Source organism: Ruegeria sp. O5 (genome assembly GCF_056535105.1).
Window position 1 is genome coordinate 85,708 of record NZ_JBQERN010000003.1, and the last position, 22,369, is coordinate 108,076.

Consider the following 22,369-nt stretch of genomic DNA (forward strand, 5'->3'; position numbering starts at 1 on the left):
TTAACTTTGCAAAGTCATTGGGGCAAGCGGTTACAGCCCCAATTGCCGTTCTCTTCGTACGACAGTTGAAATTGCGACGATCGCCAGAACGGCTGTTGCCAGCATCAGCCAAAGCAGCGGCATCGCGCCGGTTTCACCTGTCAGCAAGGCACCTGCCAGCGCGCTCAGCCCGGCGCCGCCGCCCAGCATGATGGCGCCACTCAGGCCCGAGGCGGTTGCAGCGAGTTGAGGGCGCACTGATAGCGCGCCCGAAGTTGCGTTGGGGATGACCATGCCATTACCGACGCCCACAAATGTCATGAACCCAAAGAAACTGAGTGCGGTTCCGCGGTCCGCTAAAAACAGCAATGCCGATACAGCTACGCCAAACGCATTGAACAGGCTTCCCCACAGCACCATGCGGTTCACGCCGAACCGCACTGAAAACCACCCGCTCATGAAGTTGCCGACAAAATACCCAACTGCTGGTGCGCCAAAATAAATGCCAACCTGCGCCGCGCTCAACCCGAACAATTCTGTGCCAATGAAAGGTGCGCCGCCGAGATAGGCGAAAAACGAACCCGATGAGAAGGCGCAAGCCAGTGAGTATCCCCAGAACCGTGGCGAGGTCAAAAGTTCGGGGTATTCCTTGAACTGCTGGACAAGCGTTTTGCCGCTCTTTGCCGATGTTTCCCCAAAGTCCGAATAGGTCAGTGCCATAGTCAGCAAACCTACGGCAAAGGGCAGCCAGAAATTCGCTTTCCAGCCAAAACTCACTTCCAGCAAGCCGCCGATGGCAGGGCCGATCATTGGAACCACGGCCATGCCCATCGTCACATAACCGATCATTGAGGCAGCTTGGTCCTGATCGTACATATCCCGCACCGCAGCGCGGCTGAGAACCATACCGACGACCACAACAGCCTGACACATCCTGAACGCCAGAAAAACCGTAGCATTGGGTGCAAAGATGCACCCAAGGGTCGCTATCAGGAACAGGCCAAGGCCCCATAGTAAAACCGGTCGTCTGCCTGCCTGATCCGCGATTGGACCTATAAGAATTTGCAGAATGGCATTGATCAGCAGATAAAGCGCAATCGACAGCTGCATGACCTTGTAATCGGTTTCGAAATACTCGGCCATGTTTGGCAGGCTGGGCAGAAACAGGTTCATGCTCAGGGCGGACAGGCCCGAGAGTAAAACAAGCGTCGCCAATGTGGGTGGTGTGCGGTGGACCGCGTCAGAGCTGAACTGCATGGTTCACATGTATAGCCGTGGATTTTCGGATTGCCAGCCATTCGCAGAATTGCTTGTAAAAATTCGCAGTTTTGCAGTTATCCAAGTTACTGTTGCTGAAATTTTGCAAATTTGCCGAAAATAGCTTTGGATGAGCGGCCCAAGCAGGTAGGGTCCCGGCAAATTTATAAGGGGATAGTCGTCATGAAAGACATTCTTTCCGAATTGGAAGGCCGCCGCGACAACGCACGCCTGGGCGGTGGGCAGAAACGGATCGATGCCCAGCACGCGCGCGGCAAACTGACCGCACGAGAACGGATCGAACTGCTGCTGGACGAGGGCAGCTTTGAAGAGTTTGACATGTTCGTCAGCCACCGCTGCACCGATTTCGGAATGGAAAAACAAAAGCCTGCGGGTGACGGCGTCGTCACCGGCTGGGGTACGATCAACGGGCGCATGGTTTATGTGTTCAGCCAGGATTTTACCGTCTTTGGCGGATCGCTGTCGGAAACCCATGCTCAGAAGATTTGCAAGATTATGGACATGGCGGTCCAGAACGGTGCGCCGGTGATTGGCATCAACGATTCGGGCGGCGCGCGCATTCAGGAAGGTGTGGCTTCGCTGGCGGGGTATGCCGAAGTGTTCCAGCGCAACATCATGGCCTCGGGCGTGGTGCCGCAGATCAGCGTTATCATGGGCCCTTGTGCGGGTGGCGCGGTGTACAGCCCGGCGATGACCGACTTTATCTTCATGGTCAAAGACACCTCTTACATGTTCGTGACCGGCCCTGATGTGGTGAAGACCGTAACCAACGAAGTGGTGACTGCCGAGGAACTGGGCGGGGCTTCGACCCATACCAAGAAATCCTCGGTCGCTGATGGCGCGTTCGAAAACGACGTCGAAGCTTTGGCCGAGGTGCGGCGCCTGGTGGACTTTCTGCCCCTCAACAACCGCGAAAAGCCGCCCGTGCGCCCGTTCTTTGACGAGCCCGGCCGGATCGAGGCTTCGCTGGACACTCTTGTGCCAGAGAATCCGAACACGCCCTACGACATGAAGGAACTCATAGCCAAAGTGGCGGACGAGGGCGATTTCTATGAAATTCAGGAAGATTTTGCCAAGAACATCATTACCGGGTTCATCCGGCTGGAAGGTCAGACCGTAGGCGTCGTCGCAAACCAGCCGATGGTGTTGGCCGGGTGTCTGGATATCGACTCGTCGCGCAAGGCTGCGCGCTTTGTGCGCTTCTGTGACTGCTTCGAAATCCCGATCCTGACATTGGTCGACGTTCCTGGCTTCCTGCCGGGAACAAGCCAGGAATATGGTGGTGTCATCAAGCATGGGGCCAAGTTGCTCTTTGCCTATGGTGAGGCAACCGTGCCGAAGGTGACGGTGATTACCCGAAAGGCTTATGGCGGTGCTTACGACGTTATGGCCTCCAAGCATTTGCGCGGTGATTTCAACTATGCCTGGCCCACCGCCGAAATTGCGGTCATGGGGGCCAAAGGGGCGACCGAGATCATTCATCGCGCCGATCTGGGGGATGCCGACAAGATCGCATCGCATACCAAGGATTACGAAGACCGATTTGCAAATCCCTTCGTGGCAGCCGAGCGCGGCTTCATCGATGAGGTGATCATGCCGCATTCGACCCGCCGTCGTGTATCCCGGGCATTTGCCAGCTTGCGCGGCAAACAGCTGAAGAACCCGTGGAAAAAGCACGACAATATCCCGCTGTGATCCATCTAGGGGCGGTATGGCCCGCCCCGCTCAATCTTTGACCGTCACAGCGGTTCCGAGGCTGAAACCCCCTCAAATTGAGGCGGAATTGACAAAAACCGGCAAATAGTTGAATGATCCGACCCGTCAGACATAGAACCGCGCAGACTAATCGTACTGCGCGCGCGACCCCGGAAGGAGGAGCTCGCCGCTGGTGGGTCCGGGGTCGCGCCATTTGTCTGGGTGCACTCACCTTCAGCCATCCTGCTTTTGCGGATTCCGATTCGTTGCTGCCGGTGCCGTCGGGCCAGCCAGTGCAACTGAGCGATGTCCTGCTGGACAACAATCCCGGCGAGCTTTGGCTGCGCTTTCGCTTTATCGCGCCCAGAATAGGCGCGTCAGTGGGACGGATCGGATATGATGTGGCGTCGAAGGATATGGAGCACCTGTGCCAGATTCTGGCCGTTCCATATGTCGCGCAGCATGAATTGCATCCGGCGCGGGTCGTGATCTCTTTGTCCGATCGCCCGGTAGAGTTTGGTGATGCCGCCCCTGATGCGACCCAGTTTTTTGAGGCCTACCGGCTGGAGCAGTCCCAGTGTATCTGGGAGGGGCTTTGACCATGACCGCAGGAATCCATGAGTACAAAGCGTCTCAGACCAACTGTGCGGCTTTGGAGGTGCGCATCATGACCCCATCCCTTTTCGGGCTCGAATTGCTTTTGTCTGCAAGTATGACACAAGAGGGCCTTTCATGCTGAAGCATCGTGGTTTCCCCGGTCGCCTTTCAGGCACTGACTTTCAGTTCACCATTCGTCGCGCCAACCCAAAGGGCGCTACACCGTTAACGCGGCGCGAGCGGTTTCGGGACCGTAAACCTGCGGACAGGCGCGCTGATAGTGCGTTCATGGAAGCCCTTTGGGCCCATTTCGGCGACCAGCCGTTCGAACGGGGCAATCTGGATGCTGGGCGTTTGAGCTGGCTGTTCGGGCGCGAAGTCATCCCGGCAGAAGACCCCTTTGATCCGGCCAGTTATGATGCCTTGCTCGTTATCGACGTAAACGCTGCGCGCGCATCCTTCCCGGACATCATCGACGGGATGGACTGATTGTGACATTCGCTGCCGCACATAATCCGATCACTGCCAGTTTCGGGAAAATCCTGCCCGAAACCGGGCAGGATTTATGTGTGGTCTCAGAAGTTCAACTGGGCTGCAAGCTGAACGCGGCTGCCGTCAAAGGTTCTGCCGGTGGGCGCGTCATTCCGCTCGCCATAGATGTATTCGGCGCTGAGCGTCAGACTGTCTGTCGCCTTGTAGAACGCGTTGACATGGATGGTTTCCAGTTCGGTGAAGGACAGCGTGCCGGTCGAGGTCGGCAGATCATAGTCTTCACGACCGTAAGCAATGCCGACATTCCATTTTGCACCGATGTCCTGCCTGAATTCCACGGTGTAGCCATCCACATCGTTGGCCTGCCCACCGACGATGGCATCGCCGAGACCGATCAGGTACGGGCCAAGCGCCTCACCTGTGACGTAGTTGACTTGGAACAACCCGCCTTGCCAGGGGCGAATGCCGCCGGAAAGCGTAAAGCCGGTTTGATCCACTTCGACATTGCCGGAATTGGCTTTACCGTACAAAACGGCACCACGGGCAATGTACGTACCGTCGTTATATTCCGCCGAGGCCGTCAGGACGGGATCATCGGAATTCGACCCGCTGACGTTCTCTTCGATCGAGACCGCAAACTGTGCATTGCTGCCAAGCTGTCCGGTGTATCTCAGCTGTGGGACACGAGCGAATGCGATACCCACGGGGCCGTTGAATTCGACAGTGGTCGGGTAGGTGTCCAATGGTTGGAAGTTGGTCCAGTACTGACCAATCAGGAACTGATCGCCGATGGTGATGTTGGCATGGCGAATGCGCAATTCAGCCGTGCCGCCGGAACCGAACAGGTCAAGCTCAAGCTGTCCGCCAATGTCACCGATCCCGCTTGGGGTGGTGGTACGCAATCCGATCCGAGATTGGCGAACGGTTGCCCCGAAGGTGCCGTCGGTTGCGGCCGAGGGTTCACCGATAACATTCACGAACGCCGTATCCCCCTGATCGTAGTCGAAGTCATAGAAGAAATCGGCCTTCACGTATCCGTAAACGTCCAAAACGGTGTTGCCGATGCGGAAATCTCCGTTGGCGGGGCCGCTTTTGTCGGCTTCCAGCGCCTCGACCCGGGCGCGCAAAGCGTCGAGTTCGGCCTGGGTCTGGGCGTCCTGGGCAACAGCAAACGTGCCGGTCACACTGAGCGCAGAGGCAGCGAGCAGGAGTGCCTTTTTTCTAGTCATAGTCATGTGGGTGTTCCTTTGAGTGCGAGTGTGCCCAAGGACCGTTTCACGCAGCAGAAATCTTTGGAAATCACGAGAAAGAGAATAGAACCATCTGATTTCTCAATAAAATGTGCCTTTTTCGACTTCTTGAATCACAGCGTCTTGAACCTGTCATCTAACGCGCTGTTGCGCCGTAATTCCTTCGCCGGTGGAGTGGCGGCGATTCGTGATGCTGCAACCGCAGAAAGCATCGGAAGCGACCCATTTTGTAACGAAACTGTGACGGTGAACGGGGCTTTCGTGCTGGTAATTCACTTGAATGCTGTCGGCACGATGTTGCGCGCCATGTTGTGGCTTGGGCAGAAACCAGCCGAGTTGTCCCAGGGAAACAATACTGTGTTTGCTCAACAGATTGTGCCGTGCAAACTGAATGGGCCGTGCGGCTCTACTTTGCCTGCGCCGCACATGCACCTACTATTCCGTACCCCTTCCTTGCGCGGGCAGGCTTGTGTTCCCCACATAGACCTGTCCGCGTTTTTCTTTTTGGCTTCCACGGCCAAAGAGAAGCGAAAACCTGCACAAAACCTGCCTGCAATTGCATTGATATTGAATAACAGGCCCCATTTCGCGCATCTGATCCCAAACGAACCAAGAAACCTAAAAGGGCAGACACAATGCGATTCTCGAAACTCATCCTTGTTGCGGCGACCTGTGCGGGTCTGGCCGCGTGCGGTGACACCACGGGCGAACAGGCACTCCTCGGCGGTGGTGCCGGGGCTGTGGGGGCCGCGGTCCTCAATGCCGACCCGCTGTTTGGCGCGGCCGTCGGCGCAGCGGGCAACGTGCTGTACTGCAAGACACAGAACAACTGTAACTAACGCATATCCTTCGGGGCGCCTGGCGCCTCAGCCATCATTGCGCATCACGCCGTCGTGGGGATCGTACCCTGCGGCGGCGTTTTGCGTTTCCGGAACACCAAGCCAAAGGACGTTTCATGTTCAATAAGATCCTGATCGCCAACCGGGGCGAGATCGCCTGCCGGGTCATCAAGACCGCCCGCAAGATGGGTATCGGCACCGTTGCCATTTATTCGGACGCGGACAAGAACGCGCTGCATGTGTCGATGGCCGACCAAGCCGTGCATATCGGTCCGCCCCCGGCGAACCAGTCCTACATTGTGATCGACAAGGTCATGGATGCCATCCGTCAAAGCGGTGCGCAGGCGGTTCATCCCGGCTATGGCTTCCTGTCGGAGAACTCGAAATTCGCCGAGGCGCTCGAGGCCGAAGGTGTTGCCTTTGTCGGCCCCCCTGTCGGTGCAATCGAAAGCATGGGCGACAAGATCACGTCGAAGAAGATCGCACAGGAGGCCGGAGTTTCGACGGTTCCGGGTTACATGGGGCTGATCGAAGACGCGGACGAGGCGGTCAGGATCTCGAACGACATCGGTTATCCGGTCATGATCAAAGCCAGCGCCGGTGGCGGTGGCAAGGGCATGCGCATCGCGTGGAGCGACGAAGAGGCGCGCGAAGGCTTTCAGTCGTCCAAGAACGAAGCCGCAAACTCGTTCGGAGATGACCGGATCTTCATCGAAAAATTCGTAACTCAGCCGCGCCATATCGAAATTCAGGTTCTGTGCGACAGTCACGGAAATGGCATCTACCTGGGTGAGCGTGAATGCTCGATCCAGCGCCGGAACCAGAAAGTGGTGGAAGAGGCGCCGTCACCCTTCCTTGATCCCGAAACCCGCAAGGCGATGGGTGAACAGGCTGTCGCTCTGGCCAAGGCCGTGAACTACGCGAGTGCTGGTACGGTCGAGTTCATTGTGGACGGAGACAAGAACTTCTACTTCCTCGAAATGAACACGCGCCTGCAGGTGGAACACCCTGTCACGGAACTGATCACCGGCGTCGATCTGGTCGAGCAGATGATCCGTGTCGCAGCGGGTGAAAAGCTATCGATAACGCAGGATGACGTGACCCTGACCGGCTGGGCGATTGAAAACCGTCTGTATGCGGAAGACCCGTATCGCAACTTCCTGCCGTCGATCGGTCGTCTGACCCGGTATCGCCCGCCGCAGGAAACCGCGGCCGGTCCGTTGCTGGTCAACGGTAAATGGCAGGGTGAAGCCCCCGAAGGCGAAACCGCCGTACGTAACGATACCGGCGTCTACGAGGGCGGCGAGATCAGTATGTATTACGACCCGATGATCGCCAAGCTCTGCACTTGGGCCCCGACCCGCGAAAAAGCAATCGAAGCGATGCGCGTGGCGTTGGACAGTTTCGAAGTGGAAGGCATCGGTCACAACCTGCCGTTCCTGTCGGCAGTGATGGATCACCCGAAGTTTGTCAGCGGTGACATGACAACGGCCTTTATCGCTGAAGAATATCCAGACGGGTTCGAGGGCGTAACGTTGCCCGAAGTGGATCTGCGCCGGATTGCTGCATCCTGCGCCGCGATGCACCGCGTCGCCGAAATCCGGCGCACCCGCGTGTCGGGCCGGATGGACAATCACGAACGCAAAGTAGGCAAGCGCTGGGTTGTGACATTGCAGGGGCAGGATTTCGCCGTGCAGGTCAATGCCGACAAAGAGGGGTCAACGGTCAAGTTTGACGACGGATCGTCCCTGCGTGTCGCGTCGGACTGGACGCCGGGCGATCAACTTGCGGTTCTGGACGTGGATGGCAGCCCGCTGGTTCTGAAAATCGGCAAGATCTCGGGCGGTTTCCGCGTTCGCAACCGCGGCGCGGACTTGAAAGTACATGTGCGCCGCCCACGGCAGGCGGAACTGGCCAAGCTGATGCCGGAAAAACTGCCACCAGATACCTCGAAATTGCTGCTCTGTCCGATGCCCGGCCTTGTCGTGAAGATTGACGTCGAAGTGGGGCAGGAAGTGCAAGAAGGTCAGGCACTATGCACAATTGAGGCGATGAAGATGGAAAACATCCTGCGCGCTGAAAAGAGGGGCGTGGTCGCCAAGGTCAATGCAGGTCCCGGTGACAGCCTTGCTGTGGACGACGTGATCATCGAGTTCGAGTGACCATGTTGGCGCTTTCGACATACAACCCAAAGTTCCCGGCGCATCGCACCGGGGCCTTTGGACATGGCGAAAGCGTTCAGCCCCCTTCGCGCCGTTCGCGAATCTCGCGTTCGCGCAGGGGGGTCTTGTCGATAGACCTGCCAATCTCACGCACGCTCCACGGGCTGGGTTTGCGCAGTTTGACCACGCCGTCCTTGTCGACGAACACCATCTGGAAGCCACGCGGCCGCAGCTTGGTCCGGATCGGAGACCGGGCAGACGGGTCCGTGTCTGTCAGCACGATGACATCACGGTCGCGCATGGCTGCTTCTTCTGCGACAAGCATATCGATCTGCTGCTGGAACCGCGGATCGGCGGGCGTGTCAGCGAAAACCACAATGGGGCGTTTGACCCACAAAAATTCGCTGAGTTCACTTTCACCCACCGGGCGGACAAAACTGTCATCAGACGGCGCGGTTCCGTCTGCCGCCAAGGCGGCCAGAGGGATTAGTGCCGAGAAAACAAAGGCAAGCGTGCGTGTCATGTGGCCTCCTGTTCTTTCGAATATAGCCCCTGTGCCCGCGATTGCGACCGGCGATTTGTGCCGGGTGACCACATTTTCGCGCTTGTGCCTGAAAGAACAGGCCAAGTGCAGGACCTTGGCGCGGACGCTTTCAGCGACCGCCATCCGTATTGACGAGAGGAAATCGAAATGACCGACACAAAGGACTGGAAAGCGCTTGCCGAGAAAGAGCTGCGCGGACGTCCGTTGGGCGACCTGACCAAGGAAACACTGGAAGGTATCGCGGTCAAACCGCTTTACACCCAGGAAGACACCGCCGATCTGCCGCATATGGGGTCTTTGCCGGGGTTTGGCCCGTTTACCCGCGGTGTCAAGGCCACGATGTATGCCGGGCGTCCATGGACGATCCGCCAATATGCGGGCTTTTCGACCGCCGAGGAATCGAACGCGTTCTACCGACGCAATCTGGCAGCAGGCCAGCAGGGCGTTTCGGTTGCCTTCGATCTGGCGACACATCGCGGCTACGACAGTGATCACCCGCGCGTTGTGGGCGATGTCGGTAAGGCAGGTGTTGCCATCGACAGTGTCGAAGATATGAAAATACTGTTCGATGGCATCCCGCTCGACAAGGTCTCGGTCTCGATGACCATGAACGGCGCGGTTGTTCCGATCCTGGCCAGTTTCATTGTTGCGGGTGAAGAACAGGGTCACGACAGATCTGTCCTGTCCGGCACCATTCAGAACGACATTCTGAAAGAATTCATGGTGCGCAACACCTATATCTACCCGCCTGAACCGTCGATGAAGATCATCTCGGACATCATCGAATACACGTCGAACGAGATGCCCAAGTTCAACTCGATCTCGATCTCGGGCTATCACATGCAAGAGGCCGGGGCGAACCTTGTACAGGAACTGGCCTATACGCTGGCTGATGGGCGTGAATACGTCCGTGCCGCGACTGAGGCCGGGATGGACGTGGACAAGTTCGCGGGCCGTTTGTCGTTCTTCTTTGCCATCGGCATGAATTTCTTCATGGAGATCGCCAAACTGCGCGCCGCTCGCACGCTATGGCACCGGGTAATGACCGAGTTCGGGGCAAAGTCCGAACGGTCGAAAATGCTGCGCACCCATTGCCAGACTTCCGGCGTTTCGCTTCAGGAACAGGACCCTTACAACAATGTTATCCGCACCGCCTATGAAGCGATGAGCGCAGTTCTGGGTGGCACCCAATCGTTGCATACAAATGCTCTGGACGAGGCAATTGCGCTGCCCACCGATTTCTCGGCCCGCATTGCGCGGAACACGCAGCTCGTGCTTCAGGAAGAAACCGGTGTAACTGATGTGGTCGATCCTCTGGCCGGTTCTTACTATGTTGAAAGCCTGACCAATGAACTGGTCGAAAAAGCCTGGGCCCTGATGCAAGAGGTCGAAGAGATGGGTGGCATGACCAAGGCGGTTGCCTCGGGTATGCCCAAGCTGCGCATCGAGGAAAGCGCAGCCCGTCGTCAGGCCATGATCGACCGGGGCGACGAAGTGATCGTCGGCGTCAACAAGTACCGCAAGGAACAGGAAGACCCGATCGACATTCTGGATGTCGACAACGTCGCCGTGCGTGAGGCGCAGGTGGCGCGGCTGGAACGCATTCGCGCAACCCGTGATGAAGCCGCGTGCCAAGCCGCGCTGGACGCCCTGACCAAGACCGCCCAGGAGGGCGGAAACCTGCTGGCCGCTGCGGTCGAAGCCGCCCGCGCCCGTGCATCCGTAGGAGAGATCAGCATGGCAATGGAGAAAGAATTCGGCCGCCACCGCGCCGAGGTGAAAACCCTGGCCGGTGTTTATGGCGCTGCTTATGAGGGCGACGAAGGCTTTGCCGCGATCCAGAAATCCATCGAGGACTTTGCCGAGGCCGAAGGCCGCCGCCCCCGTCTTCTGGTGGTCAAAATGGGGCAGGACGGGCATGATCGCGGTGCCAAGGTTATCGCCACGGCCTTTGCAGATATCGGGTTCGACGTGGACGTTGGCCCGCTGTTCCAGACACCTGCCGAGGCCGCGCAGGACGCGGTGGACAATGACGTGCATGTGGTCGGCATTTCCTCGCAGGCGGCGGGGCATAAAACACTGGCACCGCAACTGGTGGAAGAACTGAAGAAAGCAGGGGCCGACGATATCATCGTGATCTGTGGCGGGGTGATCCCGCAACAGGATTACCAGTTCCTGTATGACCATGGGGTCAAGGCTATCTTTGGTCCGGGCACCAACATTCCCGAGGCCGCTCAGGACATTCTGCGCCTGATCCGCGAAGCGCGGCCCTGACACAAGGCAAGTCTTTCAACGAAAGCTCTTGTGATCCTGCGCCAATGGCGAAAACATGCGGCCGGATCCCTTTGGGTCCGGTCGTTTTCGCAGGAGGGTGCACATGTTACTCGATCATCTGGCCGTCGCGGGCGAAACGCTTGAAGAAGCGTCTGCGCATATCGAACAGGCGCTTGGTGTTGCACTGCAACCCGGTGGGAAACACGAAAAATTCGGGACACATAACAGGCTGCTGGGGCTCAGGGACGGGCTCTATCTGGAAGCGATTGCCATCGATCCGCAGGCGCAGCCTCCGGGCAGGCCGCGATGGTTCGATCTGGACAATTTTCAGGGCGGCCCGCGTTTGACGAACTGGATATGCCGGGTCGAGGATATCGAGGCCACACTGTCGATCTTTCCCGATGGCACCGGAGAGCCCATCGACCTGACCCGCGGCGCGTTGCAATGGCGCATGGCGGTTCCGCCAACGGGGCGTTTGCCGTTCGACAATCTGTTTCCCGCCCTTATCGAATGGCAGGGCGACCTGCACCCGGCAAACATGTTGCAGGACAGCGCGTGCCGGTTGCGGCGTCTGGTTGTCTATCACCCCGATGCCCTGACACTGGCCCGTCGACTGGGTGAGCTGGATCTTGTTGTGTTCGATACCGGCCCCGCGGCTTTGCAGGCAGAAATTGAGACACCTCATGGGCTGCGGGTGCTGGAATGAACATTCGCCCGGCCACAGCGTCAGATGCTCCAGCCATTGCCCGGATCACCAATGCGATCATCCGGGACACTTTGGTCACTTTCACGACGGACGAACGCAGCGCCGCCCAGATTGCCGAAGATATCAAGGCACGCTCGCCCGGTTTTCTGGTTGCCGAGCACGACAGCCACGTTATCGGCTTTGCCACATATGGCCCTTTCCGCACCGGGCCCGGTTATGCGCAAACCTGCGAACATACGATCCAGCTGTCACCGGATGCGTGGGGCAAAGGGCTGGGACGTGCGTTGATGTCAGAGCTGGAGGAAGTCGCGCAAGCCCAAGGCGTTCATGTTCTGGTCGCGGGCATATCCTCGGCCAATCCGGGGGCTGAGGCGTTTCATGCCGCACTTGGCTATTCGAAAGTCGGGGTGATGCCCGAAGTCGGCTTTAAGTTCGGCCAGCGGCTGGACCTTGTGCTGATGCAGAAAATTCTTGGTGCTGAATGACCTGTTGCACCTGACAGTCCCGAATTGTGACGCTAGGGTGCGGTCATGTCGATCTGGACTCGCATATCCGATGCGCTCAGCGCGCTTGCCCAGGGCGAAAGCCTGACCGCAGTTTTTGAAAAACTACGCTCGCCACCGGAACGGTCCGTGGCCTTTACGATTGCGGTCATCGCACTGGGTGCCAAAATGGCCAAGGCAGACGGTCAGGTGACCCGTGATGAGGTCACCGCCTTTCGCGACGTGTTTCAGATCGCGCGCGAAGATGAGGAAGGTGCAGCCCGCGTCTTCAACATGGCCCGTACGGACGTGGCGGGATATCAGGACTACGCCCGCAAAATTGCCCGCATGTTTTCCGAAGACAGCACAACCCTGTGTGACCTGATGGAAGGTCTTTTTCACATCGCGATGGCGGATGGTTTCTATCATCCGAACGAAAACGCGTTTCTCGAAGATGTCAGCCAGATTTTCGGGCAAACCGACGCGCAGTTCAAAGCACTGCGGGCGCGCTTTGTTCCGGATGCGCCAAACGATCCTTACACGGTTCTGGGCGTTCCACATGACATGCCGCTGCCCGACATTCGCAATGTCTGGCGGCAGCTGGTTCGGGAAACGCACCCCGACGCCATGATGGCCCGGGGTGTCCCCGAAGAGGCGATCCGGCTGGCCGAGAAAAAGATGATCGACATCAATCGCGCCTGGGATGAAATCAACGGCGCGCGGGCCTGATCAGATGCGGCTGGCGACCTATAATATCGAATGGTTCGCCAATCTGTTTGACCAGAAAGACAGGCTGATCGTCGATGACAGCTGGTCCGGCAGGCACGACGTCACCAAAGCGCAGCAGATCGAAGCGATTGCCAAGGTTCTGACTGCCATTGACGCTGATGCGATTGTAATCGTCGAGGCGCCCAACACGGGCAGACGCCAGAACACGGTTCGGGCCCTGCAAGCCTTTGCCGAAGCGTTCGACTTGCGCACGTCTGATGCGGTGATGGGCTATGCAAACGACACGCATCAGGAACTGGCATTGCTCTATGACAGAACGGTGCTGAGTGTTCGCCACGATCCCAAGGGAGATATTGCAGATACCACAGCCCCCCGGTTCGATGGTGTATTCAAAATCGACCTCGACATTGATGCGACCGAGGATGTCGTGCGGTTCTCCAAACCGCCGATGGAACTGGCGGTGACGACGCAAGCGGGGCACAACATCCGCCTGATCGGGGCACATCTGAAATCCAAGGCACCGCACGGTGCCGAATCGCGGGACGAGGCGATCCGGATTTCGATTGCCAATCGCCGCAAACAGCTGGCGCAAGCGATCTGGCTTGCACGGCGCGTCGAATGGCATGTTGCGCAAAAACAGCCCGTCATTTTGCTGGGCGATCTGAACGATGGCCCCGGGCTGGATGAGTTTGAGCACCTCTTTGGCCGCTCGTCGGTCGAGGTGTTGCTGCAAGCCGGATTGTTCGACCCGAACGCCGTCACAGCCTACAGGTTTCGGCCCGGGCCGGTGCCTGCTACTGCGCGCTTTGCCCGCCCGGAAGAAGGTAAATTTCTGGACGCATTACTGGATTACATAATGATTACCACGGACCTGCAAGCATATCGCCCGTCCTGGCGTATCTGGCACCCGTTTCAGGATGCCGCCTGTTGGGCTGAACCGGAATTGCGGCAGGCGCTTTTGACGGCCTCCGATCATTTTCCGGTCACGCTTGATATTGAACTGTGACCTTTCCAGCCTGCCACACGGGCCTTATATGTCAGGTATGAAACGCATCTTGCTGATCAGTACGATCTCAGTGTTCCTTGCCGCGCCTGCAATGGCACAGGAAGACAATGAAAAATCCCTGATGGAACAGGGGGCCGAACTGTTTTTCGAAGGTCTGCGCAAGGAAATGGAACCGGCATTGGAAAACTTGCTGGGTCTGGCAGAAGAGTTTGGCCCGGCGATGCAGTCATTCTTGCAGCAGATGGGCCCGGCGCTTGCTGAACTGGCGGCTGAGGTCAAGGACTGGAGCGTTTATGAACCACCCGAGATTCTGCCCAATGGCGATATCATTATCCGCAGAAAACCGACCCAAGAGCCATCTGAGCCTGAAAAGCGGGATATCGAGGTGCCCGAAGGACCTACAGATATCTGACCCGCTCAAGAGTCAGCCTTTGACAATCACGCGAGTCTGAGATTTCAGCGCTGCTGCCAAGGCGCTTAACCGGGCTTCTGCCACTTCGCTGAACAGGGGGGCTGCGGCCTCGGGCAGATACAGTTCCAGCTCTCGCTTTTTGGGGAAAAACTTGAGCTGCCCCATATTGGCATCGTTGTGCATCCACAGCATCGCGCCAAACCGCATGGCCTTGCCCAAAATCTCGGCCTGTTTCTGGCTTTTTTCATCCAGCAATTCGTAAAGCCGAGAGAACCGATTGCCTTCCCGTTTGTTGCGATAGCGGTGTTGCAGTGCCAATCCGATGAAGACACGCTCGGAATGCTTCAAACCACCCAGATTGGCGCGCGTGACGTTGTCGAAACACACCTCGGCCCGATAGTCGGGATGCGCGCGCCAGCTTACATCGTGCAGCAGGCAGGCCGCCTTGATCAGGCGCACTCTGCTGGGCGGTGCCGATCTGAACAGCGGGATGACAAAATCATAGAGATTGCTGCCAAATCCGGGCAGGCGCGCGTCCTTGGCTTCCGAGAACCGGCTGGCTTCGATCAGCGGGTCGCGATCGCGCACTTCCTGCGGCATCTGCTCATATAGCAACCCCTCGCGAATCCCATAGCTTGAGATGGCGATATCTTTGGGTTTGAACGTGCGGATCAGCCGCGCCAGAACGTCCATCGCATACGGGATAAGCGCCATGCGCGAGCTCGACACGCCCGCCTGAGCACGCAGCTTTTCACCATCGTGTTTTTCGATGTATTTGATCGTCTCGCGCACCTGTTTGGTGGTCATGCGGTATTCATGCAGAACGTTCAGCGGATAGCCCCGCCGCAGCATGTCCAGCCGCGCAAAGGCGCGCCAGCTGCCGCCGACCAGAAACAAACGGTCTCGCTGCTGGCCCATCTGATTGCGCAGATCCTCCATCGTTTCCTTGATATGCGCTTTTCGCGCGCGCCGCCCGCCTTTGATGTCGCGCAGTTTCAGCGGCCCAAGCGGCGAGGTTACGCGACGGCCGACCTGACCACCGCCGATTTCGGCCAATTCCATCGACGATCCGCCAATATCGCAGATCAGCCCATAAGCTCCGGGCCATCCCAACAGGACACCCTGCGCCGACAGGCGGGCTTCTTCGTCACCGTCAATGATAGACACCTGCAAACCGGTTTCAGCCTGCACCTGATCGCAAAACTCGGGCCCATCCGAGGCTTCGCGCACAGCAGCGGTGGCGACAACATGCAAACCGGGCAAATCCAGATCCATTGCCAGGTGCTGGAACCGTCGTAGTGCCGACAAGGCGCGTTCGCGGCCACGCGGGTTCAGTCGCCCGGTTTCGGACAGGCCCGCCCCCAGTTCGCACATGACCTTTTCATTGTAGAAATAGGCCGGTGATCGGGCCGCCCCGTCGAAAATGACCATCCGGACCGAGTTCGACCCGACATCGACAACTCCGACGCGCGACAGCGCCCGTGCGTCCGGTTTGTCAAACAGGGGCTTTCCGAACGTTCCCCAGTCCGGGATATCGGTTTTGACGGTCTGATCCATGTGTGTTCCAGATAGTTCTGCCTGAGGATGCGAAATTGACGTCAGCGGGTCAATCATTGGTCTCGACCTCATCCGGGGCCGTGTTCAGTACGCGAATGGCAAGCGCGCGTGTAATGTCGCGTTTTTCAGCCAGGGCCAGTTGGTCCAGTTGGGATACAACGTCGGCTGCGCTTTCAAACCGCCGGTCCATATGCTTGACAAGATAGGCGATGACATCGGGGCCGGGGTTGAGCTGCCTGTCGACAAACAGCTTGGCAAGTACTGCGCCCAGCAATGCGTCATCGGGCGGATCCAGTGCGACGTGATGCGCGCCTTCGACCCGGCTTTGCAGATCGGCCAGCGGCAACGCCCAGAATTTGGGCGCAAGACGGCCGGTCATCAGCAGGGGGTGCCCTTCGGCCAGAACAAGATTGTGCAGGTGGAACAGCGTTTTTTGCTGCTCGAGATCACCGGCAATCAAAGGCACGTCTTCGACCGCAATCGGCATACGCGCCAGGTCTGGCACATCGTCATAACTCAGGTCTCTGGCCTGAAGGATTCGACCGCCGGTTTCAGCGGCCCAGACATGGGCCAGATGGGTTTTGCCCGCGCCAGCGGGCCCACTCAGTACCAGTTTGTTGCCGGGCCAGGACGTGGCCGAGATCATTGCCACCGCCAGCGCATTGGCCGGTGACACAAAGAAATCCTCTCGCCCGAGCGCAGTTTTAGCGGGCAGATCAAAGCTGAGTTGTCGGGCCATTTATTCGGTTTCCTGATCCAGACCTTCAAGACCAGTGTACAATCTGCTGTCGAGGTATAGCGATGTGGCAAAGCGGGCCAGAACGCCCAATGCTGCGGCGACCGGGACTGCCACCAACATGCCCACAAAGCCAAACAGCGCGCCAAAGACCGACAGGGCCAGCAGCAACCAAACCGGATGCAGCCCGACAGAGCTGCCGACCAGCTTGGGTGTCAGGAAATTGCCCTCGGTGACCTGCCCGATGGCAAAGATACCCGCGATCAGCCCGATATGAGCCCAGTCGCCCCAGAACTGAAACAGCGCAAGCCCAATGGCCAGCGAGCCTCCGATAAGGGCGCCCAGATAGGGTATGAACGTGACCAGGCCCGCGATAAAACCCACAATCAGGCCGAATTGCAGACCAGCAAGCATTAGTGCGACCGCGTAATAGGTGCCAAGGATCAAACAAACTGTTCCCATGCCGCGCACGAACGAGGCCAGAACCGCATCGATCTCGCCGGCCAGCCGCCTGATGATGGGAGCGTGGTCACGTGGCAGCAGCTCTCCGATGCGGGCGGTCATGCGGTCCCAGTCCAACAGCAAGTAGACGGCCACGACCGGCACAATGACCAACAGAACAACGATGTTGATCGCGGAACCCAGCGAGGTCAGCAGCGTCTGCATAACGTCCCCGGTTTTGGATTTCAGCGTTTCGCCAAAGGACACTAGCATCGCGTGCGTGCTTGATTCCCGGTCAAGCAATGACGGGAATTGTTTTTCTATGAAACTGCGCAACTGTTTGAACAGATCAGGCAGTACATCGACAAGATCCAACAACTGGGTGATCAGCGCAGGGACCACCATCAGAATTGCCAGTACAAACCCCAGAACACCGACGACCGTGATGACCGCCGTAGCGGCCATACGCGACAGGCCCAGCCGCTCCAGCCGGTCAGCGACCGGATCCAGAAAATAGGCAATGGCCCCACCGATGACAAAAGGCAACAAGACATCGCCAAGGGCCCACAGGATCAACGCGAAAACCGCAGCGGCGATGCTCCAGTATCTCAGCTGATCCTTAACCGGCAAAGCCATGGCGATCCCCTTGTTCAGGCCCTTGCAGGTGTTCTTGGCGCATCAAAGCCCATGATGCAAGCGGTTCATGGCGCTTGCGTTTACAGAGGTCAGCCGCGCAACGTTCCCAATTCCGGGGTGTCTTCGGTGGCGGTTTCGTCGGGCCAGTTGGTGCGCCAAATCTCGGCCGACCAGTGACCGCAATGAACCGCCGGACGGTCAAAGCCGGGCAGGGGCGGCAGCAAAGGCGCGACGACGACGTCGTGACGGGGCACCGCGAAATAGGGAAAAGAGTACCGTTCCCGCCCCGACCGGTTCACAACCCGATGGGGCGTGGATTTCAACCGCCCGCCCGACCACAGCTCTAGCATGTCACCGATATTCACCACGAAACCACTGGGCGGGCAATCGGGCGAGATCCAGCCACCGCTGCGGGTCTGCACCTCAAGCCCGCCCACCGGATCGGGGGCAATGATGGTCAAGGCGTCGGTATCCTTGTGCGGATGGATGCCATAGCCCGCCTCATCCTCGGCCTGAGGCGGGTAATGCAGCAGGGTCATGTTGGTCATCGGGGCCCGGAATGCGCTGCGCAGCGCGTCGGATTTCAGATCCAGCCCTGCCTCTAACGCGCCCAGCAACAGATCGGTGACGCGATCCAGTTGCCGCCAGTAACCCAGAATGACCTCTTTCGCACCGGGTACGTCGCCAGGCCAGATGTTTGGCCCGTATAACGCGCAATCCTCACGCACCGGATCGTCAGCCGCGACCTCGTGATGCAGTTTGTAGCCTTCGTATTTGTCGGCCTCGCCCGATCCATCATTGGGTGTGAAAAACCCCATGGGAATATAGCCGCGATAGTTGGCGCGGGTGATGGCCTGATCCCATTTTCGTGCGTCATCGACGGCAAAGATCTGTCGGGTGATCTGACGCACCTGATCCACGGTTTGCTGGGATATGCCAGTCCCGGTGATCGACAAAAAGCCGATCCCCTGACAGGCCGCAAGGATGTGCCGGACCGTTGTGTCATAGGCTGCGGTTCCTGGTGCAGTCAAAGGCGCGATATCAATCGTTGGGATACTGTCCATCAATGAATCCTCACCCCCTGGCGTTGCAGTTCAGCGCGAACCGGTGCCAGATTCAGCTGGTCCAGCTCCTGATTGCTTTTCAGTGAGACCGCAGCGGCAATGCCCGCGCCCTGACCCATGACGGCGCAGCAGGCCATATTTCGCGTTGCGGCATGCGCCACCCGGTCCGCGCCATGTGAGCGTCCTGCAACCAGCAGACCTTTGATGCCCTTGGGCAGCATCGACCGATAGGGGATTTGCATATACCGCCCCGTAGTTGGCAGGATCAGAATGCCATAGCCGTCGATGAACTCGGGATAGATACCTATCGTATCCTCGAACCGGCCCTGATGGCGGGCATCGTTTTCGGTCATGTTGTAAACGGCATCGATCTTGCGGGTGTCGCGGATGCCGATGGTCATCCCGAAATTCCGCAAACGCGCGTTTTCGCAACCGGGCATGAACCGGCGCAGCGCCTCGATGGCCAGCATGGTCTGGCGGCGGCCTTCAATCTCGCCGCGCGTCAGGCTGTCGGGGTCGGTGCCATCGATCTCGGCCAGATGGATGAGGTTCATGTAGGTCAGCTCGCCCGTGTCATGCATCGCGCCCCAGGTTCCGGCGATGGTATTCAGGTGCGGCGGGATCAGCCCCTCATCAATCGCTTGCTGGAACGGTTTGTGCACGAAGGGTGAGAACATGTCGTCCTCTTTCCCCGAGGTTTCGATATTCCACTCTCCGCCGCCGCCCCAGTCCTTGTAGGTCTGCGGGTCAGCTTTCACACCTTCCATGAAGGCGCGTTTATCTACGCCCGCCAGATGGAACATGACCGAAGCCGCCATCATGTCCTCGCGCGGAGTTTTGTGGGTCGGCGCGCCCGAACGATGGGCCACATCCGCGTCGCCGGTGGCATCGATGACGACCTTGGCCAAAATCGCCTCGCGCCCGGCTTTGGATTCTGTGATGACGCCGGTGATCCGGTCACCTTCCAGGATCGGGGCCACGAAATGCCGATGCAACATCGGATGCACACCCGCTTCTTCGACCAGCTTGTCGGCGACCAGTTTGAAGCCTTCGCTGTCCAGCTCATAGCTCAGCGACTGGCTTTCCGGAACGGCGGCGCCCATCTCCTTGGCGCGGGTCTCGAATTCCATCCCGATGCCACCTGCCTCGACGGTTTGCTCGTGCCGGTACCAGGCAAATCCTTCGACGCCGACGGCAGTGATGTTGCCACCCATGCAGCCAAACCGATCAATCAAAGATACCTCGGCCCCCGCACGTGCCGCTGCAAGCGCCGCTGCCAACCCGGCAGGGCCAGAGCCCACGACCAGGACATCGGTTTGATGAATGACGGGGATTTGGCGTGCGGGTTCCTGAATGGTTTGCATCAGCGCCTCATGGAATTTGCGTTTCCGCTACCATTGGGTTTCCCGATTGGCGGGTCAATCAAAAAACCGACTGCCGCAAGGTCGGAAAAACACCAATGCGCGATTGCCCCCGGCGGGGCTTTGGCATAATCACCTGTCCAGTCGAATTCTTACCTTTGAAGGTCCGTCCATGCGCCTGAGCCGTTACTTTCTGCCCGTTCTCAAGGAAACCCCGTCCGAGGCTCAGATCGTCAGCCACCGGCTGATGCTGCGTGCAGGGATGATCAAGCAGGCCTCTGCCGGGATTTATTCCTGGTTGCCGCTGGGCTTCAAAGTGCTGCGCAAGCTGGAAAACATCGTCCACGAGGAACAGGCGCGGGCCGGTCACATCGCGATCCAGATGCCCATTATCCAGTCGGCGGATCTGTGGCGTGAATCCGGGCGCTATGACGATTACGGTCAGGAGATGCTGCGGATGAAAGACCGGCATGACCGGGACATGCTGTTCACGCCGACGGCCGAAGAACTGGTGACAGATATCTTCCGCGGCCACGTCAGCAGCTACAAGGACCTGCCGCTGACGCTCTACCAGATTCAGTGGAAGTTTCGCGATGAAATCCGCCCGCGTTTCGGCGTGATGCGGGGCCGTGAATTCTACATGAAGGACGGATACAATTTCGACCTGACCAAGGAAGATGCGCTGCACGCCTATAACCGCCATCTGGTCAGCTATCTGCGCACTTATGAACGGATGGGACTTCAGGCGATTCCGATGCGCGCCGATTCAGGCCCCATCGGTGGCGATGACACGCATGAGTTCCTGGTTCTGGCCGATACCGGCGAATCCGAGGTTTTCTATGACAGTGCTGTCACTGATCTGACTTTTGGCGACCGTGACATCGATTATGACAACCGCGAACAGTGTCAGGCCATTCTGGAAGAGTTCACTTCGAAATACGCGCGCACTGACGAAACCCATGATGAAGCGCTGTTCAACCAGATACCCGAAGAACGCCGCCGCGTGGCGCGCGGCATCGAGGTGGGCCAAATCTTCTACTTTGGCACCAAATACTCCGATCCCTTGGGTGCAACTGTCCAAGGCCCGGATGGCAAACCGGTTCCGGTTCACATGGGCAGCCATGGTATCGGTGTCAGCCGCCTTGTCGGTGCGATCATCGAGGCCAGCCATGACGATAAGGGCATCATCTGGCCTGAGGGCGTGACCCCGTTCCATTGCGGTATCGTCAACCTCAAGCAGGGCGATGAAGAAGCCGATGCAGCCTGTGACAAGATCTACACGGCGCTGACGGCTTTGGGTCTGGAGCCGCTCTATGACGACCGCAACGAACGCGCAGGCGGCAAATTCGCCACGATGGACCTGATCGGTCTGCCCTGGCGCATCACGGTTGGCCCGCGTGGTCTGAAGAATGGTGTGGTTGAACTGACCTGCCGCCGTACCGGCGAAAGCGAGGAACTGAGCCCCGAGGCGGCCGTTACCAAAGTTGCTGAGATTTACCAGCAGATCGCCTGAGCCACCATCCGTTGCTGCATTAAGCAGGCGTTGAAACACGCCCCGTGATCTGGAAGGGGTGCCGGAGGCTCAGATCTGGCGGCCCTTCCCAAGCTACCTGAATTGACCGCGTCAGTCGGCAGGTTCTCAGTTTTGATCCGACGTCGGGCGCTCGGCCAGGACGTCTCCGTTGGCTCCGTCACCTGTCGCCACAACAATCGGGCGGCCAAGGCGGCTGATCAGTTCGCGAAACTCGATATCCAGAAAGCGCAATCCGCAAATCCGCGCATCAGTTGCCCGATCCGTGATACACAAACGGCCTTGACGGAAAACCAGACGATATCCTTTGTCTTTCAGGATGTCTGCCAAATTGCCCCAGCTTGCTGCGGTGACAAAGATCGGCCGGATGGCCGCGCGCAGCAAGGCTGCGGTCTCACAATCCAATTCTGTTGAAGCCTGACGGGTCGAAATTGCACCCGCGCCATTGGTTGAAATTCGTAAATTCATTGAGCGACCCCCGCTCTTTAAATGTGTTCCCCCATGGTTAGGGTGGCAAAGTTTCTGAAAATAATCAAAAAGAGTAATAAAATTTCGCACTTATTGTTGCCTTTACGATTCAGTGGCTCACGATGTGCGA

Annotated in this window: 21 protein-coding genes; 12 read left to right on the forward strand and 9 right to left on the reverse strand. The window is 58.3% G+C overall.

Features of this window, described 5'->3' with window-relative positions:
- Positions 1-30: 30 nt before the first annotated feature.
- Positions 31-1,236: a multidrug effflux MFS transporter gene (locus ACR0M3_RS06555; protein ID WP_480910016.1), complete on the reverse strand. Its 1,206-nt coding sequence runs from the start codon at positions 1,234-1,236 to the stop codon at positions 31-33.
- Positions 1,237-1,419: 183 nt separating this feature from the next.
- On the opposite strand from ACR0M3_RS06555, the gene ACR0M3_RS06560 reads away from it, so the two are divergent.
- The 3 genes from ACR0M3_RS06560 (at position 1,420) to ACR0M3_RS06570 (ending at position 4,038) form a co-directional block, all read left to right on the forward strand.
- Positions 1,420-2,952, forward strand: coding sequence for an acyl-CoA carboxylase subunit beta (locus ACR0M3_RS06560; protein WP_209597857.1), 1,533 nt, complete (start codon positions 1,420-1,422; stop codon positions 2,950-2,952).
- A 266-nt stretch (positions 2,953-3,218) separates the two neighbouring features.
- Entirely contained in the window at positions 3,219-3,551 is a 333-nt protein-coding gene (locus tag ACR0M3_RS06565) for a DUF6497 family protein (RefSeq protein WP_480506382.1), read from the forward strand.
- A gap of 133 nt (positions 3,552-3,684) precedes the next feature.
- Positions 3,685-4,038, forward strand: a complete 354-nt coding sequence (locus tag ACR0M3_RS06570; RefSeq protein WP_209504586.1) for a hypothetical protein — start codon at positions 3,685-3,687, stop codon at positions 4,036-4,038.
- A gap of 86 nt (positions 4,039-4,124) precedes the next feature.
- On the opposite strand, the gene ACR0M3_RS06575 is transcribed toward ACR0M3_RS06570, so the two are convergent.
- Complete coding sequence (locus ACR0M3_RS06575; RefSeq protein WP_480481956.1) at positions 4,125-5,276, reverse strand: DcaP family trimeric outer membrane transporter; 1,152 nt, start codon at positions 5,274-5,276, stop codon at positions 4,125-4,127.
- Between the two features lie 650 nt (positions 5,277-5,926).
- Here ACR0M3_RS06575 and ACR0M3_RS06580 point away from each other — a divergent pair.
- On the forward strand, positions 5,927-6,130 hold the full coding sequence (locus ACR0M3_RS06580; protein WP_209504584.1) for a hypothetical protein: 204 nt from the start codon (positions 5,927-5,929) through the stop codon (positions 6,128-6,130).
- Between the two features lie 116 nt (positions 6,131-6,246).
- Complete coding sequence (locus tag ACR0M3_RS06585) at positions 6,247-8,292, forward strand: ATP-binding protein (protein WP_480910017.1); 2,046 nt, start codon at positions 6,247-6,249, stop codon at positions 8,290-8,292.
- Between the two features lie 76 nt (positions 8,293-8,368).
- On the opposite strand, the gene ACR0M3_RS06590 is transcribed toward ACR0M3_RS06585, so the two are convergent.
- A complete protein-coding gene (locus ACR0M3_RS06590) occupies positions 8,369-8,815 on the reverse strand; it encodes a DUF4174 domain-containing protein (protein ID WP_267365674.1) in 447 nt (148 codons plus the stop codon).
- A gap of 168 nt (positions 8,816-8,983) precedes the next feature.
- Between ACR0M3_RS06590 and scpA the strand changes: the two genes are divergently transcribed.
- From scpA to ACR0M3_RS06620, 6 genes are all read left to right on the forward strand, one after another.
- Positions 8,984-11,110, forward strand: a complete 2,127-nt coding sequence (scpA, locus tag ACR0M3_RS06595) for a methylmalonyl-CoA mutase (RefSeq protein WP_480481951.1) — start codon at positions 8,984-8,986, stop codon at positions 11,108-11,110.
- A 103-nt stretch (positions 11,111-11,213) separates the two neighbouring features.
- On the forward strand, positions 11,214-11,816 hold the full coding sequence (locus ACR0M3_RS06600; RefSeq protein ID WP_480481949.1) for a VOC family protein: 603 nt from the start codon (positions 11,214-11,216) through the stop codon (positions 11,814-11,816).
- A complete protein-coding gene (locus ACR0M3_RS06605; RefSeq protein WP_480481948.1) occupies positions 11,813-12,301 on the forward strand; it encodes an N-acetyltransferase family protein in 489 nt (162 codons plus the stop codon). The genes ACR0M3_RS06600 and ACR0M3_RS06605 overlap by 4 nt, the downstream gene beginning before the upstream one ends.
- 45 nt (positions 12,302-12,346) lie before the next feature.
- On the forward strand, positions 12,347-13,027 hold the full coding sequence (locus ACR0M3_RS06610; RefSeq protein WP_267365678.1) for a molecular chaperone DjiA: 681 nt from the start codon (positions 12,347-12,349) through the stop codon (positions 13,025-13,027).
- Between the two features lie 4 nt (positions 13,028-13,031).
- On the forward strand, positions 13,032-14,033 hold the full coding sequence (locus ACR0M3_RS06615) for an endonuclease/exonuclease/phosphatase family protein (protein WP_480545819.1): 1,002 nt from the start codon (positions 13,032-13,034) through the stop codon (positions 14,031-14,033).
- A gap of 37 nt (positions 14,034-14,070) precedes the next feature.
- Positions 14,071-14,445, forward strand: coding sequence for a hypothetical protein (locus tag ACR0M3_RS06620; RefSeq protein ID WP_480481945.1), 375 nt, complete (start codon positions 14,071-14,073; stop codon positions 14,443-14,445).
- A gap of 12 nt (positions 14,446-14,457) precedes the next feature.
- Here ACR0M3_RS06620 and ACR0M3_RS06625 read toward each other — a convergent pair whose 3' ends face one another.
- The 5 genes from ACR0M3_RS06625 to ACR0M3_RS06645 form a co-directional block, all read right to left on the reverse strand.
- On the reverse strand, positions 14,458-16,002 hold the full coding sequence (locus tag ACR0M3_RS06625) for a Ppx/GppA family phosphatase (protein WP_480537395.1): 1,545 nt from the start codon (positions 16,000-16,002) through the stop codon (positions 14,458-14,460).
- 49 nt (positions 16,003-16,051) lie between these two features.
- Entirely contained in the window at positions 16,052-16,741 is a 690-nt protein-coding gene (locus ACR0M3_RS06630) for an HdaA/DnaA family protein (RefSeq protein ID WP_480910018.1), read from the reverse strand.
- Entirely contained in the window at positions 16,742-17,815 is a 1,074-nt protein-coding gene (locus ACR0M3_RS06635; RefSeq protein ID WP_267365997.1) for an AI-2E family transporter, read from the reverse strand.
- Between the two features lie 89 nt (positions 17,816-17,904).
- Positions 17,905-18,879 carry an isopenicillin N synthase family dioxygenase gene (locus ACR0M3_RS06640; protein ID WP_480910019.1) on the reverse strand — a complete coding sequence of 325 codons (975 nt, stop codon included), beginning with the start codon at positions 18,877-18,879 and terminating at the stop codon, positions 17,905-17,907.
- A complete protein-coding gene (locus ACR0M3_RS06645; protein WP_480910020.1) occupies positions 18,879-20,243 on the reverse strand; it encodes an FAD-dependent oxidoreductase in 1,365 nt (454 codons plus the stop codon). Before ACR0M3_RS06645 ends, ACR0M3_RS06640 begins: the two co-directional genes overlap by 1 nt.
- A 169-nt stretch (positions 20,244-20,412) precedes the next feature.
- Between ACR0M3_RS06645 and proS the strand changes: the two genes are divergently transcribed.
- Positions 20,413-21,753 (forward strand): proline--tRNA ligase, encoded by a 1,341-nt coding sequence (gene proS, locus ACR0M3_RS06650; protein ID WP_480481934.1) that lies wholly within the window; start codon positions 20,413-20,415, stop codon positions 21,751-21,753.
- A 126-nt stretch (positions 21,754-21,879) separates the two neighbouring features.
- Here proS and ACR0M3_RS06655 read toward each other — a convergent pair whose 3' ends face one another.
- Positions 21,880-22,239, reverse strand: coding sequence for a hypothetical protein (locus ACR0M3_RS06655; protein WP_267366022.1), 360 nt, complete (start codon positions 22,237-22,239; stop codon positions 21,880-21,882).
- Between the last annotated feature and the right edge of the window lie 130 nt (positions 22,240-22,369).

Bases quoted from the DNA above. Each gene is read 5' to 3' on its own strand.
- ACR0M3_RS06555 (WP_480910016.1), bottom strand. From the start codon at position 1,236: ATGCAGTTCAGCTCTGACGCGGTCCACCGCACACCACCCACATTGGCG.
- ACR0M3_RS06560 (WP_209597857.1), top strand. From the start codon at position 1,420: ATGAAAGACATTCTTTCCGAATTGGAAGGCCGCCGCGACAACGCACGC.
- ACR0M3_RS06570 (WP_209504586.1), top strand. From the start codon at position 3,685: ATGCTGAAGCATCGTGGTTTCCCCGGTCGCCTTTCAGGCACTGACTTT.
- ACR0M3_RS06575 (WP_480481956.1), bottom strand. From the start codon at position 5,276: ATGACTATGACTAGAAAAAAGGCACTCCTGCTCGCTGCCTCTGCGCTC.
- ACR0M3_RS06580 (WP_209504584.1), top strand. From the start codon at position 5,927: ATGCGATTCTCGAAACTCATCCTTGTTGCGGCGACCTGTGCGGGTCTG.
- ACR0M3_RS06585 (WP_480910017.1), top strand. From the start codon at position 6,247: ATGTTCAATAAGATCCTGATCGCCAACCGGGGCGAGATCGCCTGCCGG.
- ACR0M3_RS06590 (WP_267365674.1), bottom strand. From the start codon at position 8,815: ATGACACGCACGCTTGCCTTTGTTTTCTCGGCACTAATCCCTCTGGCC.
- scpA (WP_480481951.1), top strand. From the start codon at position 8,984: ATGACCGACACAAAGGACTGGAAAGCGCTTGCCGAGAAAGAGCTGCGC.
- ACR0M3_RS06600 (WP_480481949.1), top strand. From the start codon at position 11,214: ATGTTACTCGATCATCTGGCCGTCGCGGGCGAAACGCTTGAAGAAGCG.
- ACR0M3_RS06605 (WP_480481948.1), top strand. From the start codon at position 11,813: ATGAACATTCGCCCGGCCACAGCGTCAGATGCTCCAGCCATTGCCCGG.
- ACR0M3_RS06610 (WP_267365678.1), top strand. From the start codon at position 12,347: ATGTCGATCTGGACTCGCATATCCGATGCGCTCAGCGCGCTTGCCCAG.
- ACR0M3_RS06615 (WP_480545819.1), top strand. From the start codon at position 13,032: ATGCGGCTGGCGACCTATAATATCGAATGGTTCGCCAATCTGTTTGAC.
- ACR0M3_RS06620 (WP_480481945.1), top strand. From the start codon at position 14,071: ATGAAACGCATCTTGCTGATCAGTACGATCTCAGTGTTCCTTGCCGCG.
- ACR0M3_RS06625 (WP_480537395.1), bottom strand. From the start codon at position 16,002: ATGGATCAGACCGTCAAAACCGATATCCCGGACTGGGGAACGTTCGGA.
- ACR0M3_RS06630 (WP_480910018.1), bottom strand. From the start codon at position 16,741: ATGGCCCGACAACTCAGCTTTGATCTGCCCGCTAAAACTGCGCTCGGG.
- ACR0M3_RS06635 (WP_267365997.1), bottom strand. From the start codon at position 17,815: ATGGCTTTGCCGGTTAAGGATCAGCTGAGATACTGGAGCATCGCCGCT.
- ACR0M3_RS06640 (WP_480910019.1), bottom strand. From the start codon at position 18,879: ATGGACAGTATCCCAACGATTGATATCGCGCCTTTGACTGCACCAGGA.
- ACR0M3_RS06645 (WP_480910020.1), bottom strand. From the start codon at position 20,243: ATGCAAACCATTCAGGAACCCGCACGCCAAATCCCCGTCATTCATCAA.
- proS (WP_480481934.1), top strand. From the start codon at position 20,413: ATGCGCCTGAGCCGTTACTTTCTGCCCGTTCTCAAGGAAACCCCGTCC.
- ACR0M3_RS06655 (WP_267366022.1), bottom strand. From the start codon at position 22,239: ATGAATTTACGAATTTCAACCAATGGCGCGGGTGCAATTTCGACCCGT.